This window comes from Rivularia sp. UHCC 0363 (assembly GCF_034931125.1).
Lineage (GTDB): Bacteria > Cyanobacteriota > Cyanobacteriia > Cyanobacteriales > Nostocaceae > Rivularia.
Genome location: NZ_JAYGHM010000024.1, coordinates 973 through 13,055 on the forward strand (window position 1 = coordinate 973; position 12,083 = coordinate 13,055).

Consider the following 12,083-nt stretch of genomic DNA (forward strand, 5'->3'; position numbering starts at 1 on the left):
CTTCAACTGCCAGAATTATTACCAGAGGCACTGGCTGCTGCTAGGGAGATTCAGGATGAGTCTTATCGCGCCTATGTCCTAAGTATTTTGGCTCTTCAACTGCCAGAATTGTTACCAGAGGCACTGGCTGCTGCTAGGGAAATTCAGGCTGAGTCTTATCGCGACGATGCCCTAAGTCGTTTGGCTGATAAACTTTCACAAATACAAAAAAATCAACTTTTTTCTTACTGGAAAGATACTCTTCACATCTTATCTGTTAACACTCGCCGTAACTTACTCGATGATATAAATGCATTAACTCCTGTGATATCTGCTTTAGGTGGTGAGCAAGCAGTAAAAGATATAGCTTATGCCATCCAAGATGTGTCACGGTGGTGGGGCTAATGAGAAAATGTTTTGGATGACTTAAATAATTATTCCGTTATATAGCGATTAAATTGATATACCCAAAACTCCTACACAAAACTTAATTAATATAGGTAAAGTAAGAAATGGTTAAGAATACGTTTCTTACTGGTGCAGTAGAAAGTCCAGCGCGTGGGGCTTCTAATCACCATCACCGATTTCCCCGGTTGCGCGGCATCACTTCAATCCGGCACCTTGTAGAGCTACGATTTTAGCAGCGATCGCTTGCTTTATTCTTGATTTGTATGTCTGAGCCTAATCCCTATTTCAGCGATCGCATCAATCCATATTACAATCCTAAAAGCCCATAACCTTGCTCAAAGATGACCTTTACCCATTCGCTTTATCCCCCGGATTGGACGGACATCGCCACATCGATTAAAAGTTCCGCAAGATGGCGGTGTCAGAAGTGCGGTTTGCAATGCATACGCCCCGGTGAAGACACATCCAAACTTACCCGCTCAGAACGGATGAAACGTACTCTCCAAACTCATCACTGGGATAGAAACCCATCAAATAATTCCAAAAGTAACCTTGCAGCGCTTTGTAGTGGCTGTCACCTTTTATACCATAGAGGTAGTAAATCTAACGTTTCGCCCGGTCAGTTGTCTTTGTGGTAAACCAGCTTCTAAAACCGATAATTATAACGATTGGTACTACCTTGTGTTTGAATAAGGGTATAGGTATTAGTTAAAGTCAGTTTGGCATAAATTTCATCGGTTTCGCTGATGATATAAGAACCTTCTCTAGTACCACGGTCTTCGTTTAACACATCAAAACCAACATTCCTTTCAAAACGAAACGGTACTGGATTACCCGACACCATGCTACGGTTGATTCGCATAGAACCCACACGGATTAAAAAATCATCATGGCTTGGTGCTTGACGTAAAATTGGGTCGGGATATAGCCCAGGCTGCTCAATTAAAATTTGGTCGGCTCCCCATAATTCGCAGACCAAAGTAAATTCTAATCCTTCACCAATTTCGTTTAATTCGTAATCGGTAAAAATGATATCTCCTTCAATTACGCAACGCGCCACGCGGGTTGTTGTGTCCGGATTTATTTGCAAACTGCGACGATTGATATAAGCCATAATTTAATGTATAGTATTAATTAATACTTAATCCTCACTACATTTCCAAGCTTGGTGATTTCGGAATAAAAAATTATTATCTCTTCACAACCCATTCCCTACCCGCAGCCTCCGCCGCATCTGCCGTGTAATAAATTTTTCTCTCCCCATATACCGAACCATTGCAGCTTATCACTCGAAACTGCCAACATTGTGATTGGGTGTAGAAAACAAGCAAAGTACAATTATTGATTCCGAGTACTGTGTGGATAACTGTTTTGGTCATCAGAAAAGATAGAGTATTACTTTTTACCCGAAATTATACAGCTACTTTTATATGCCAAAAGCCCAGTCGCAATTAGAGAGCGATCGCATTATCCCGACATCTCAGTGTTAGGTGTGCGATACTACGTTGCGCCAAGGGTGCGATTGGGAAGCCCACGCCCTTTCGGGCGATCGCCCCATCTATTACCAACTGCGAAGCGATACGCCCACATTTTTACACCTTGCGGTATCGCGCCCAACGTGAAATATTGAAACATTCATCAAACTTAGCACAGAGTTTGCTGGGGCTGGAAAATCCCACTTTAAGTGACCATTCCTCGCTTCGTGCTAAGAATGCATTCAAATCTTGCTGCACTTTATTTAGTTCTACTTCAAACTTTGATTGCTCAAAGTCTATACTAAATGCCTCATTTCCCTCATCCGACCATACCCGAACCAAACCCTTCACCTTTTCAACCCAAGGATTTGGATCGTGTCCGAGCCAAGGCGATGTACCTTTCTTCATAAATATCAGCCACTCTCGCCACCCTTCTAGTCCGCAGCAGCAACTTGGGCTAATTACTTTATCAGTAGTATTCTTAGCCTGGATACCTCCGGGTAAAACCAAACTTGGAGCTTGAATAACTCGCTGTAACACGTTGTTCGCGTCACCCTCGCTCGAAATATTGTTGTAATCGACTAGTTGAGCAAAAACTAAACCAATTTCTTGGTCTGTCATCTTGCCATGCAGTCGAATGAACGTAAATGGTTTGTAGTCTGCGATCGCCCACGGATATAATGGTTTGTTTTCATAGTATGGGGCTTCTACTACAGCTTGAAGATGGGGATTGGTATTCATATGCACACCCACTTTTTTGCTTGGGATACAACTACTTTTCTATGCCAAAAGCCCGGTCAATTGCGACTGGGCTTTTAAGTTGGGGTAAGTCCCCGTGGCTAATTATAGAAGTTATTTATAATCTGTTGTTCTAGCGATTACTACTACGTCTAATTAAGCGATTTCGGAAATAATAAATATCTAATCAAACTTCACCCCAAAATTAACGCCTAGTACGGATTCTATCCTTTCTAGGGTTTCAATCGGTAAAGCTTTAGTTTCTTCGGCTTCAATTCTGTACCAGTTCATCGTCGTCATCGGTATCTGACGGCAAATCTCTGCTAACGAACGACTATCGGCTTCCCGCGCTTGACGAATACGCGAGCCTAGCTCCGGAACATCTATTTCCAATACTTTTTTAACTTTCATTAACATTTTTACAACTGTTATACCCTCCCTTGTTCTAAATCATCACGTTACACTTGATAAATACTAAAGCGTAACGTTACACTTTATGGGTAAACATTCAGAAATAAATTTTGTAATGAAAAAGCCAGATATTCATACCGAAATCAACGAGTGTGCATCGGCGCGATCGCTGGCAGTAAATCCAAAAAATCTTGTGTATAAAAGGTTTGCACGGTTGTTGTTAATGCAACCAGCTTTTTATACCTTCATTTGGGCTGTTCAAACTGTCACTTCTGCACTCGGTTGCAGAGTTGCCAAAATTCTCTCAAAACCAGAAATATTGATGCTGCGTTGGTTGGGTTGCAGTGCAGGGGTAAAGCGTGCGTATTAACGGCAGTGCAGTTGGTTGTCACTAAAGGTCAAATATGAACAACATCAGCGCAAAAGTTTACTTTGAAATTCACTATGAAAGTACGGTTAGCGACAGGACTTGGTATCGCATCAAGCGCGTGATTCGCGAAAGCGGACTGGAGATAAACCGGGAAAATTTACAACTGATAGCTGATTTAAAAAGGAGGAATGAATATACAAAACTTTCTTTGAGGCAAGTCCTGTACTGTTACCAGCAGGCTCAAGATTTAAGTAAAAAACGAGTAACGATTAAAGGAGATGTAGTTTATCGGGAACTGCAAAAACTTTGTAATTACAAAGCGCATCGCACAACTGTGATCAGATGGTTTCAAACAGTGCCGCGTAACCAAGGAAAATACTTCGATCGCAACAGAAATTACAAAGCAGAGGAATTGGTACAAGTGTTTGCTGCTGCTTGTATATACGCTCAAAAGCAAACAGCTAATAAATTACATACATCAAGGAGTCATTAATCGTGAAACGCAGTCATGTTGAAAATATCCGCAAAGCTGTAAAGAAAGTTGGAGACTATAAACCAACAGCAGAACAAATTAGAACCGCGATTTTAAAAGTATGTCCGGATGGGGAGGTTAATCAAAATAAGCAATCAATTGTGGAAGAAGTAATTAGTTTAATTGAATCATCTTCTCAAATCCAAACTAGTAAAGAATTGGTTGAAGTCGATGATAGACATGAGTTAGAATCCTCCAACAATAGCGATATACCAGAAGAAACAACTCTTACAGTTGCTCAACAGCGCAAACTAGTAGCTTCAGTTGCCTCCCAGCTTGAGGTAACGCTATCCGAATCAGAAATCGTACAAGTATCCCAAAGCTTAAACAATCAAATAGAAACCCGCAGCGAATTTATTGCAGAAATTAGCAGTGCAATTCGCAGCTTTATTGATACCAAAGCCAATTCTCAAAAGCAAGAAATCAACAATTTTGTTGAAGACACAATTGATTATGCTGCTAGTAAATTTAATGATAACGACCGACGATTAAAAGAAGGATTGCAAGAAATTAATAACTTTTTTCGTTCCGACTCAGCAAGGATTAAACAGCTATCAAAATCAATTGCGATCGCATTCAAATAAAGTTATATCTGGTTTATACCTGCTAGTAACCGGATTATTTTTGCTACCTCTAATAATTCAATTGCTAACTAGTTTTAAACCATTAACACCTCGCCAGCAGCGACAAAGATTAATTGAATCGGGAAACATTTGTTACTTGAAATGTAAAGATTGAAAAGGGATATCGCTATGTATAAATCAATAGAAACGCATTGGACTATGGTGGGTAATCTACCCATCCCTAAACCATACCGACAACATATGTTTATGGGGGAATGGTTTGATGCCGAACCTATAGGAATTGACCCTTTAACGCTAGAAAAAATTTATTTTGGTGATGGATTTGAATTAGCTTGCACTTTAAAAGACAAGCCAGACTTAGAGTTTGATATTCCTTTTTAAAACCTTAGTCTTCATCTAATAATTAAAAGTTTGACAGGAATAGTAACGATTACTCTCTTTAAGGAGCTAAAACGATGAAAAACGCTAAGTATGTACGCGACCATGTTTCAACTTACGGTAAATCAATCAAAAAAGTTACAGACAAAAAGTTTGGCATCAACAACCGTTTAATTCTGCGTGCCGTCAATGGGGACGAAAAAGCCCTCAAAGAAATCGGCGATAAGGGAAAGCTCGGCGAACGATTAGCTTTATCAATGCCGCTGATCCGAGAAAACCTCAAAGCCTACATCGAAGGAACTACTGAGTATAACACCGCACTAGCCGACATTTATAAATCTGGTGCCAAAGGCGCGATCGCAATCGACAAAGCCGGAAGCGATATGACTTTAGAAAATACTCGTCATGAGAATTTGATGGAGGAATATAAGAGTAAATTATTTGCTCAACTAGAAGCTGAGAGTCAGCGTCATGATGATGCGCTCGATGTAATTAAACTACAAGCTTGGATTGATGCTCAAATGGCTGAAGTGAACGCCAAAGCTAACCTTGAATCAATTTCTAATAAACCATTTTTAGCTCAAATGAAAGCTGATGCAGATTATGAAAATAAGAAGATAAAACATCTACTAGAAAATGGTTCGGATAGTGACCTTAGTTTAATTCCAAGAAAGCATTTCTCAACTTCACCTGTTGTGCGTTTTTGGAATTATATCAGAGAGATTTTTAGTTAGCTAAATGCCTCCAGTAATTATCTGGGGGCTTCTATTACCATTTTGGAACGCTGTTATGTTACAAGAATTTGAAGTAGAAGAAACTGAGAACCAATCTAATTACCCAACAGTTGAAGACACCGCATTTACCCCCGACGAACAAGAGGCTATTAAAAACTATAAGGACAATCTAAGTAAAAAGTTAGATAAAAATAGGAGCGTATTGAAAGGTTTAGAAACTGCGCTATGGGGTATTAGTTCATATTCGCTATCAAGATGGCTAATTTTAACCAGCGGTACTCAAGGAATTAGTCTTGCGATCGCATCTGCCTTCCTAATCAATAATATTGTCAATCGCGATTGCTTGGATAGTTTTAGGTTCGATAGGAAAGATGGTCAAAATGATATTGAAGGTATGGGTAAATTAATCAAATTCGGATTTTCTACTTTGGTAACGGCTTTTGTAATTTGGTCGGCTGTCGGTGACTTTCTGCACCTTGTTAACAATTCCAAAGATACCTACGACCAACTTGACCGTACTGTAGAAGATTTTAATAGACTACCCTCAGAGCAGCAAAATAAGATTGCGATCGCAGGTGGCTTGATTATTATTGCTGGATTTTACGTTGTCATTGATTCTTCCAGGAGAAGATGAAAATTCCATTGAAGGGGTTAACAGTTTTGTGCGCTGCTATTAGTTTATGTAGCGCCTATTATTTACCATCATCTCAAAGACCGTTTGATTTAATAGGCGTAAAATTTTGTCCCCAAACCGCTAATATGAATGGAACTAATGCTGCTTTATCACAACGAGAACTAGATAAAAAGTATTGCTCTTACGAACACAAATTACTAAAAGAAGTATGGGAGCGCAAGCAGTTTGAAGCGTCGCAACCCCTGCCAGAATCCAGTTTTATTATTAGAAATATACCGAGTGCCAAATCAGATCGTATATGGTATTTGGTAAGTCCTGTTGCTATGGGAATTGCTTATTTAAGCTATGCCAAAAAGTGCGAAGACGCGGAAAATAGCGCTCATTTAGAACTAGAAAGATTTAAAAGTACTATCAAACTTTATGGCATTAATTGTAGAGAAGAGCGTGAATTTAAAGTTCAAGCTGTTAAAACTGGGTGGGATAAGCAGCGGGTAAAGTTTGGTTTTATCTCGGTTGAAGCAATTCAAGATAAGTTACGCCGTCAAACAGAAATACAAGATAAAACTCACGCTTCTACTTTAAAGCAGTTTACCACTGCCGATTCCGAGATGGATAAAAAAATTGCTGAGAATTTAAGAGATAAGCATAAAGCGGATAAGGAATCCCACGAAATACGCGCTCTTGTGAATCGGAACCAAAGCGCGATGGTCGGAGACCGCTCCTTAAGGAGCATCGCACAGGATACCGAGAAGAAAGCCGAATTGTTGCAAACTCTCAAAAACTATGAGGGCGGCTGGCTGCACGATATGGTCATCGGTAGGATGCCAATTGTAATTTATGGTAAACAAGGAGCGTATAAATCATATACTGCGGCTTGCTTGGCTTTACTCAAGGCTTATTTCCAAAATGCAAAATTGGTAAGTATCTGCGACCCCCACGCCCATCAAAACCAGGATGAATCCTGGCGCTATTTAATACCAATGGAACCGGAAGTATACGGCGCTCATGAAGATTGGGAAGAATATGCTCAAGGAATAAACGATGCGTTCGATAGATGGAGCGATCGCACTCTTAAAGATAGTCCAATTATTTCTATTTGGGACGAGTTGACAACGATGGGGGTAAAGCTGCCAGGGCTTGCACCCGAACTGATGCCCAAGATTATCTCGGCTCCCAGGAAAGCTAATGATAATACTATCTGTATTACTCATAGTCTCACCAATGCGGGATTGGGGGGAGTTGCGGGGATGTCGGAAGCCATCAAGGAAGGAACGCTGCGACTCAAATTAAAGGCAAATGCGTTGCAGCAGCCGTTATTTAAAGGCGTGTTGAGTGGGTGGGTGGACGGGGAGGGTTCGGAAATTGATGAACTACCCGTAACGTTACCGGAGTGGTTCAGGGATGCAGAAATTTATCAATTACTGTATTAAGGATTAAATTATGAAAATAAAAAAGTCAGATATCGTTGAAATTTTTACAATGTCCTGCGGCTTTAGTGGGGCGATCGCAGTCATCGTTGGTGCTACTGTCAGTGTATCTGGATTTTTAGGAATGGGTACGATTTATTTGGGTAAAGTCCTCAATGCTCAACGTCCTACTTTACGGCAGATGATACTGTACGGCAGCATTTCAACAGGTGCGGGGTTGTTTACGACGGGATTAGCGATGGGTGTTGCTAAAACGGTTGGGGAAAGTTTGGCAGACGAACCAGTATTTACCGACGATGAAATTGCATATTTTAAGAAAATCAAACCTTGTAAAGAGTGCAAATATTTCCACGGAGTTAACTATAACAGCGTTGATTTAATTTGTGCAATTCATCCATATGGAGTTGACACAGATACTTGCCCCGATTGGGAATCAAGATAAAAGATGCGAGCATCAAATACTACTTTCCAAAATCCACCTTTTTTATGCGGTAGTAATAAAGCATTTTATGAAATTAATCGACTTAGCAAGGTTTAGAGAATTAAGGCTATTCGAGGCATTTGCTAAAACTGGCGTAGTATTAACAGCAATTGGTGCTATCTTGCTTGGTTCATCCTTTGCCGTTGCGCGTAATTATCTAGAACAGCAAGAAGATGTCCCAGTGATTGTTAAAAAGACTATAATCTTGGGCATTGGAACGATAACAGGAAGCTCAATTTTTGCGATCGCCGCTGCAATAGAAGACGACCGCCGCTGCGAACTTAGAGTAATTGCTCCGGAGCGGAAGTTATTACCTGTTACGTGTAGAAATTGCAAATATTTTAATAATGATTACATCTTGCAATGCGCTGTAAATCCGTTAATTGCTGGCACACAAGCAGCGTTGGACTGTAAAGATTTTGATTCTTATAAATAAGGGCAATATGGTTAAACGTTGCTCAAGCTTATTTTTAAAGTGTTACCTGATAATTTAGTTTCTAATATTAATCAGTTAAGTTTGGAGGAATTAGATAAACGTGGCTGGATTATTTGGGCGGATGATTATGACAAGAATTAACTTTTAATAAAATACGGAGAATAACAAAACATGGATACACCCGAAGATTTTCAATTTTTAACTGCATCTGTAGTCCAACAGCATAACCCCTATCAAGAAGGAGAGTACTTAGTAATTAAAACGTATCCCAGAGAAAAACGTCTATGTTGCGTACATAGAAGCTTTGACTACTCTATAGCTCGTAACAAAAGAGACTTAGAGAATCTAGCTCATGATTATTCTTCTTTTGGATTAAGAGTGTTTCACCAAGGAAAGCTTTATCAAGTGATAAATAGCGGGGAGCCTGGAATAATTTCTAAACAGCAAGACTGGAAAATTCACCCTGATTATGAAGACGCGCATTACGACCAAAACGCTGAAGGTGAAATCATTGTCTGTGATTGTAGCTATCCTTATTTCTCAGCTTTGGTGTCATATTCGAGTTTATGTAATGAGCCTATTGCAGAATCTCAACCCTTAACCTGTTTGGTCGATGATGAAGGTAGAGAAATTGATAATTGTCCTAACTGTGGTGGTCGATTAATTATTGATTATGAAGATGAGGAGGATTGGGAAGAAGATTATATACCAACAGCTTGTGAAGGTTGTTCTAACTACCACGGTCAATTTTACAACCGTAATTTACTTGTTTGCGCGATTCATCCGCATGGCTTTGATAGCAAATCTTGTCCGGATTTTACAAGCTAGGTAAACTCATCAAATAAACGCGATCGCTTATATTACTTCCATCGGATAGTGTAGGCGATCGCATATTCTTAACTAGCATAATGCAATAACTGATATAATTTACATTGCCGCGCTTTGAGGTAAAACTCAATTACTACTGCGATCGCTTAGCGGTGCTATCCATTGATTGGGTAGGCGATCGCGAAAAATTATAGCTAAATTAAATACTTCATTTTCTGCTATTTTCCCCCGCTGCTCTCATAAATTAACGGGTATCACTTAAGAGCAAAGTGTAAATATTAACCTTTGACCTCTAACCTTTAACCTCTAATCTCTAACCTTTGACTGTATCGGGTTTTCTTTCAAGCCAATCGATTGTTCCTTCGTCGGGGGTGGGCGATCGCGAGAAATTAAATTTAATTAAATACCCCACCAATACTTTTTTTGAGCCAAAAGTGATATTTCAAAAGCTTCGTAGCATCCAGTAGTCGATAAAGTCTTATCTTCATTCAACGCGACCCTACCATACTTTGCTGCAAGCATGGCGTAGTTACCATCTAAACTAATCAACTTATTGAAGTGCTTTGCATAAAAAGCCTGCTTTTTTGGGCTACCACCTAATAAATGTACAAAATGCGTGTTAAACCATTCAGGATTAATAGTTGTGTTTCCATGAGATGTAGGAACTGAAAACCCTAGCCAGTAATAACTGGGAATTTCAACCTTACACTTTGGAATGATTATTACCTTTCCACAATACTGACTTATTTCTTCTGCTTGACTCAACACCTCATTTAGCTGAGAAATATCTTCTATATCCCGTGCAGTAGCAATTAAAGGTTTATTACGTCTAATCATTTCTAAATGCTTGCTGTGATTGTATTTCTTCCAATCGTTATCAATCATCCAAGCATCGTATATATTTCTCAGTTTATTGCTTTGAATCCCGCAGAGCCATCCAAGCTTTTTTGCGATCGCTCCATACTGATTTACCCCACCATCCCCACAGTAAAAGAGAAGCGGCTTTCTAACGTAATAAATCAAGGTGTCGGTAAAACCGTCTGAGATTTTTACTAAAAAACCCCAGCTTTTAAATAAACCACGCTCAATTAAATCTCTTGGAGTAAAAATTATTTCTACGTAATTTTGCTCGATAGCTAATATCAATAATCTAAAAAACAGTAATCTTTCGGTTCCTATTTGTGCATAAAAATCATTTATCATCAAGCTTTTATCTTTAATTTCATAATTTAAACTTCCCCATTTATGGAAAACTTTTCCTATCTTGCTGCTACAAATCATAAGTACTTAACTAGCGCTGCACGCACTATTTTAAGAAAAGAAATTATTGAATGGGGAGATACCCATTTAGACTATGGTTGTGGTAAGGGTGGTGATGTAGAAAAAATGCGATCGCTCGGTTTTAACTCCTGGGGATACGACCCGCATTATTTTCCTTGTGAACCCAAAGCCGCAGACGTTGTTACTCAAAATTATGTGGTAAATGTAATCGAGACTGTAGAAGGAAGATTAGAAGCTATTCAAAAATCATGGGAATTAAGTAAAAAGAAACTTTTAATTGTTGCCAACACCTCAAGCAGCAAGAATGTTGCAATTGACAAAGGAAGATACAGTGGTAGAGGAGTGTTTTACAAAACCTTTCGGAGTAGCGAATTACGTGCCTATATTGAAGTTGCTACAGGTAAGGAAGTAGTAAGAATCGATAAAGATAAATTTTTAGTAACTCGTGATAATAACAATGTAAAACTTTGGGATTATCAGGAAGTTTTGGAGTTAATTAACTTGTATAAAAACGAATATATCGCCCCGCCTACTACCTATATTCGGGGAGACTGTATGAGTTTTCACCGCATTCCTGGATTCACAGAAAAAGATTTAAGTTATGCAGGAACTAGAAGAGCTTATAGAATGAGTTGCCGCGATCGCATTCTTCCCGGTCGGTCTGGGAAGTTAGTTAAGCAAATGTGGCTGGGTAAGTATGGAAGCGAACTTTTTGAGTGGGGATGTCAAGCAATAAGATTAAGGAATGAAATTTTAAAAGCAAAGTTTCGCTGCAAACAACTTAAATTCCTAGAGGATTTTAGTCATCTAAGAAGATTTGATTTTTTATATAATCCTGACTTTGGAATTATACTAGATGATGGTGACGGTCAAAAGCCAATTTATAAGGCGAATATTGAAGCTCTAAGGCAAGGTAATACTAATTTTTGATTCTAAAAACCTAGACTTATAATTATTCTTATTTTCTCTTCTAAATGCCTTAGATAAGACCTCCAGAAAAATTACTCGTGCGGGTGGCTCGCAGCAGGAACTTCTTTTGGACTAAACTCTCCAAGAAACCGCTTCAACTAGAAGACAACGAAATATCTCTCTAATCGTCCACATTTGGATCTTGCGATCGCAGATTTCAGTTATTAGCAAAGATTTTTTACTGGTCAACTACGTGACGACTTTACTGGTCAACTGCGTTGACAACTGGATATCGAGCCGTGTAAACCGGCTGCCCAAAATAGCGCATATTGCTGTTTTTCAGCTTTCCTAGTTTATCAAAATTTTTTCCAGAGTAAAGGGAGTTTTTCTAAGACTCTAACAAATTCTAAGAAAATAGGCTTCTTCAGATATTTCTAAGTTCGTTCCTCACTAAGAAATATCATGAAGAACCGTATTT

Annotated in this window: 16 protein-coding genes and 1 pseudogene; 13 read left to right on the forward strand and 4 right to left on the reverse strand. The window is 39.1% G+C overall.

The annotated features are described in order from the left end of the window. Positions 1–384, forward strand: a pseudogene (locus VB797_RS15025) (hypothetical protein); the annotation flags it as partial. 344 nt (positions 385–728) lie between these two features. Then, entirely contained in the window at positions 729–1,025 is a 297-nt protein-coding gene (locus VB797_RS15030; protein WP_323238502.1) for an HNH endonuclease, read from the forward strand. An 8-nt stretch (positions 1,026–1,033) separates the two neighbouring features. On the opposite strand, the gene VB797_RS15035 is transcribed toward VB797_RS15030, so the two are convergent. The 3 genes from VB797_RS15035 to VB797_RS15050 all read right to left on the reverse strand — a co-directional run bounded on the left by VB797_RS15035 (position 1,034) and on the right by VB797_RS15050 (position 3,011). Next, positions 1,034–1,501 carry a hypothetical protein gene (locus tag VB797_RS15035; protein WP_323238503.1) on the reverse strand — a complete coding sequence of 156 codons (468 nt, stop codon included), beginning with the start codon at positions 1,499–1,501 and terminating at the stop codon, positions 1,034–1,036. A 478-nt stretch (positions 1,502–1,979) separates the two neighbouring features. After that, positions 1,980–2,603 carry a hypothetical protein gene (locus VB797_RS15045; RefSeq protein ID WP_323238505.1) on the reverse strand — a complete coding sequence of 208 codons (624 nt, stop codon included), beginning with the start codon at positions 2,601–2,603 and terminating at the stop codon, positions 1,980–1,982. A 180-nt stretch (positions 2,604–2,783) separates the two neighbouring features. Beyond that, positions 2,784–3,011 (reverse strand): helix-turn-helix transcriptional regulator, encoded by a 228-nt coding sequence (locus VB797_RS15050; protein ID WP_323238506.1) that lies wholly within the window; start codon positions 3,009–3,011, stop codon positions 2,784–2,786. Between the two features lie 85 nt (positions 3,012–3,096). Between VB797_RS15050 and VB797_RS15055 the strand changes: the two genes are divergently transcribed. From VB797_RS15055 to VB797_RS15100, 10 genes are all read left to right on the forward strand, one after another. Then, complete coding sequence (locus VB797_RS15055) at positions 3,097–3,381, forward strand: hypothetical protein (protein ID WP_323238507.1); 285 nt, start codon at positions 3,097–3,099, stop codon at positions 3,379–3,381. 34 nt (positions 3,382–3,415) lie between these two features. Beyond that, positions 3,416–3,874, forward strand: a complete 459-nt coding sequence (locus tag VB797_RS15060; protein WP_323238508.1) for a hypothetical protein — start codon at positions 3,416–3,418, stop codon at positions 3,872–3,874. 2 nt (positions 3,875–3,876) lie between these two features. Next, entirely contained in the window at positions 3,877–4,497 is a 621-nt protein-coding gene (locus tag VB797_RS15065; RefSeq protein WP_323238509.1) for a hypothetical protein, read from the forward strand. A 168-nt stretch (positions 4,498–4,665) separates the two neighbouring features. Further along, positions 4,666–4,878 carry a hypothetical protein gene (locus VB797_RS15070; protein WP_323238510.1) on the forward strand — a complete coding sequence of 71 codons (213 nt, stop codon included), beginning with the start codon at positions 4,666–4,668 and terminating at the stop codon, positions 4,876–4,878. A gap of 74 nt (positions 4,879–4,952) precedes the next feature. Continuing rightward, positions 4,953–5,609, forward strand: coding sequence for a hypothetical protein (locus VB797_RS15075; protein WP_323238511.1), 657 nt, complete (start codon positions 4,953–4,955; stop codon positions 5,607–5,609). Between the two features lie 4 nt (positions 5,610–5,613). Continuing rightward, positions 5,614–6,243 (forward strand): hypothetical protein, encoded by a 630-nt coding sequence (locus VB797_RS15080; protein ID WP_323238512.1) that lies wholly within the window; start codon positions 5,614–5,616, stop codon positions 6,241–6,243. Continuing rightward, positions 6,240–7,673: a hypothetical protein gene (locus VB797_RS15085; RefSeq protein WP_323238513.1), complete on the forward strand. Its 1,434-nt coding sequence runs from the start codon at positions 6,240–6,242 to the stop codon at positions 7,671–7,673. Before VB797_RS15080 ends, VB797_RS15085 begins: the two co-directional genes overlap by 4 nt. A gap of 10 nt (positions 7,674–7,683) precedes the next feature. Next, positions 7,684–8,112, forward strand: coding sequence for a hypothetical protein (locus VB797_RS15090; protein ID WP_323238514.1), 429 nt, complete (start codon positions 7,684–7,686; stop codon positions 8,110–8,112). Between the two features lie 67 nt (positions 8,113–8,179). Further along, a complete protein-coding gene (locus tag VB797_RS15095) occupies positions 8,180–8,587 on the forward strand; it encodes a hypothetical protein (protein ID WP_323238515.1) in 408 nt (135 codons plus the stop codon). Positions 8,588–8,758: 171 nt separating this feature from the next. Then, entirely contained in the window at positions 8,759–9,415 is a 657-nt protein-coding gene (locus VB797_RS15100) for a hypothetical protein (protein WP_323238630.1), read from the forward strand. Between the two features lie 399 nt (positions 9,416–9,814). Here the strand turns inward: VB797_RS15100 and VB797_RS15105 are convergent, their stop codons facing one another. After that, a complete protein-coding gene (locus VB797_RS15105; RefSeq protein ID WP_323238516.1) occupies positions 9,815–10,618 on the reverse strand; it encodes a DUF6610 family protein in 804 nt (267 codons plus the stop codon). A 42-nt stretch (positions 10,619–10,660) separates the two neighbouring features. Here VB797_RS15105 and VB797_RS15110 point away from each other — a divergent pair, with 42 nt between their 5' ends. Next, positions 10,661–11,626, forward strand: a complete 966-nt coding sequence (locus tag VB797_RS15110; RefSeq protein WP_323238517.1) for a hypothetical protein — start codon at positions 10,661–10,663, stop codon at positions 11,624–11,626. Positions 11,627–12,083: the final 457 nt, after the last annotated feature.

Bases quoted from the DNA above. Each gene is read 5' to 3' on its own strand.
- VB797_RS15070 (WP_323238510.1), top strand. From the start codon at position 4,666: ATGTATAAATCAATAGAAACGCATTGGACTATGGTGGGTAATCTACCC.
- VB797_RS15080 (WP_323238512.1), top strand. From the start codon at position 5,614: ATGCCTCCAGTAATTATCTGGGGGCTTCTATTACCATTTTGGAACGCT.
- VB797_RS15060 (WP_323238508.1), top strand. From the start codon at position 3,416: ATGAACAACATCAGCGCAAAAGTTTACTTTGAAATTCACTATGAAAGT.
- VB797_RS15095 (WP_323238515.1), top strand. From the start codon at position 8,180: ATGAAATTAATCGACTTAGCAAGGTTTAGAGAATTAAGGCTATTCGAG.
- VB797_RS15035 (WP_323238503.1), bottom strand. From the start codon at position 1,501: ATGGCTTATATCAATCGTCGCAGTTTGCAAATAAATCCGGACACAACA.
- VB797_RS15055 (WP_323238507.1), top strand. From the start codon at position 3,097: ATGGGTAAACATTCAGAAATAAATTTTGTAATGAAAAAGCCAGATATT.
- VB797_RS15100 (WP_323238630.1), top strand. From the start codon at position 8,759: ATGGATACACCCGAAGATTTTCAATTTTTAACTGCATCTGTAGTCCAA.
- VB797_RS15045 (WP_323238505.1), bottom strand. From the start codon at position 2,603: ATGAATACCAATCCCCATCTTCAAGCTGTAGTAGAAGCCCCATACTAT.
- VB797_RS15090 (WP_323238514.1), top strand. From the start codon at position 7,684: ATGAAAATAAAAAAGTCAGATATCGTTGAAATTTTTACAATGTCCTGC.
- VB797_RS15050 (WP_323238506.1), bottom strand. From the start codon at position 3,011: ATGAAAGTTAAAAAAGTATTGGAAATAGATGTTCCGGAGCTAGGCTCG.
- VB797_RS15030 (WP_323238502.1), top strand. From the start codon at position 729: ATGACCTTTACCCATTCGCTTTATCCCCCGGATTGGACGGACATCGCC.
- VB797_RS15105 (WP_323238516.1), bottom strand. From the start codon at position 10,618: ATGATAAATGATTTTTATGCACAAATAGGAACCGAAAGATTACTGTTT.
- VB797_RS15085 (WP_323238513.1), top strand. From the start codon at position 6,240: ATGAAAATTCCATTGAAGGGGTTAACAGTTTTGTGCGCTGCTATTAGT.
- VB797_RS15075 (WP_323238511.1), top strand. From the start codon at position 4,953: ATGAAAAACGCTAAGTATGTACGCGACCATGTTTCAACTTACGGTAAA.
- VB797_RS15110 (WP_323238517.1), top strand. From the start codon at position 10,661: ATGGAAAACTTTTCCTATCTTGCTGCTACAAATCATAAGTACTTAACT.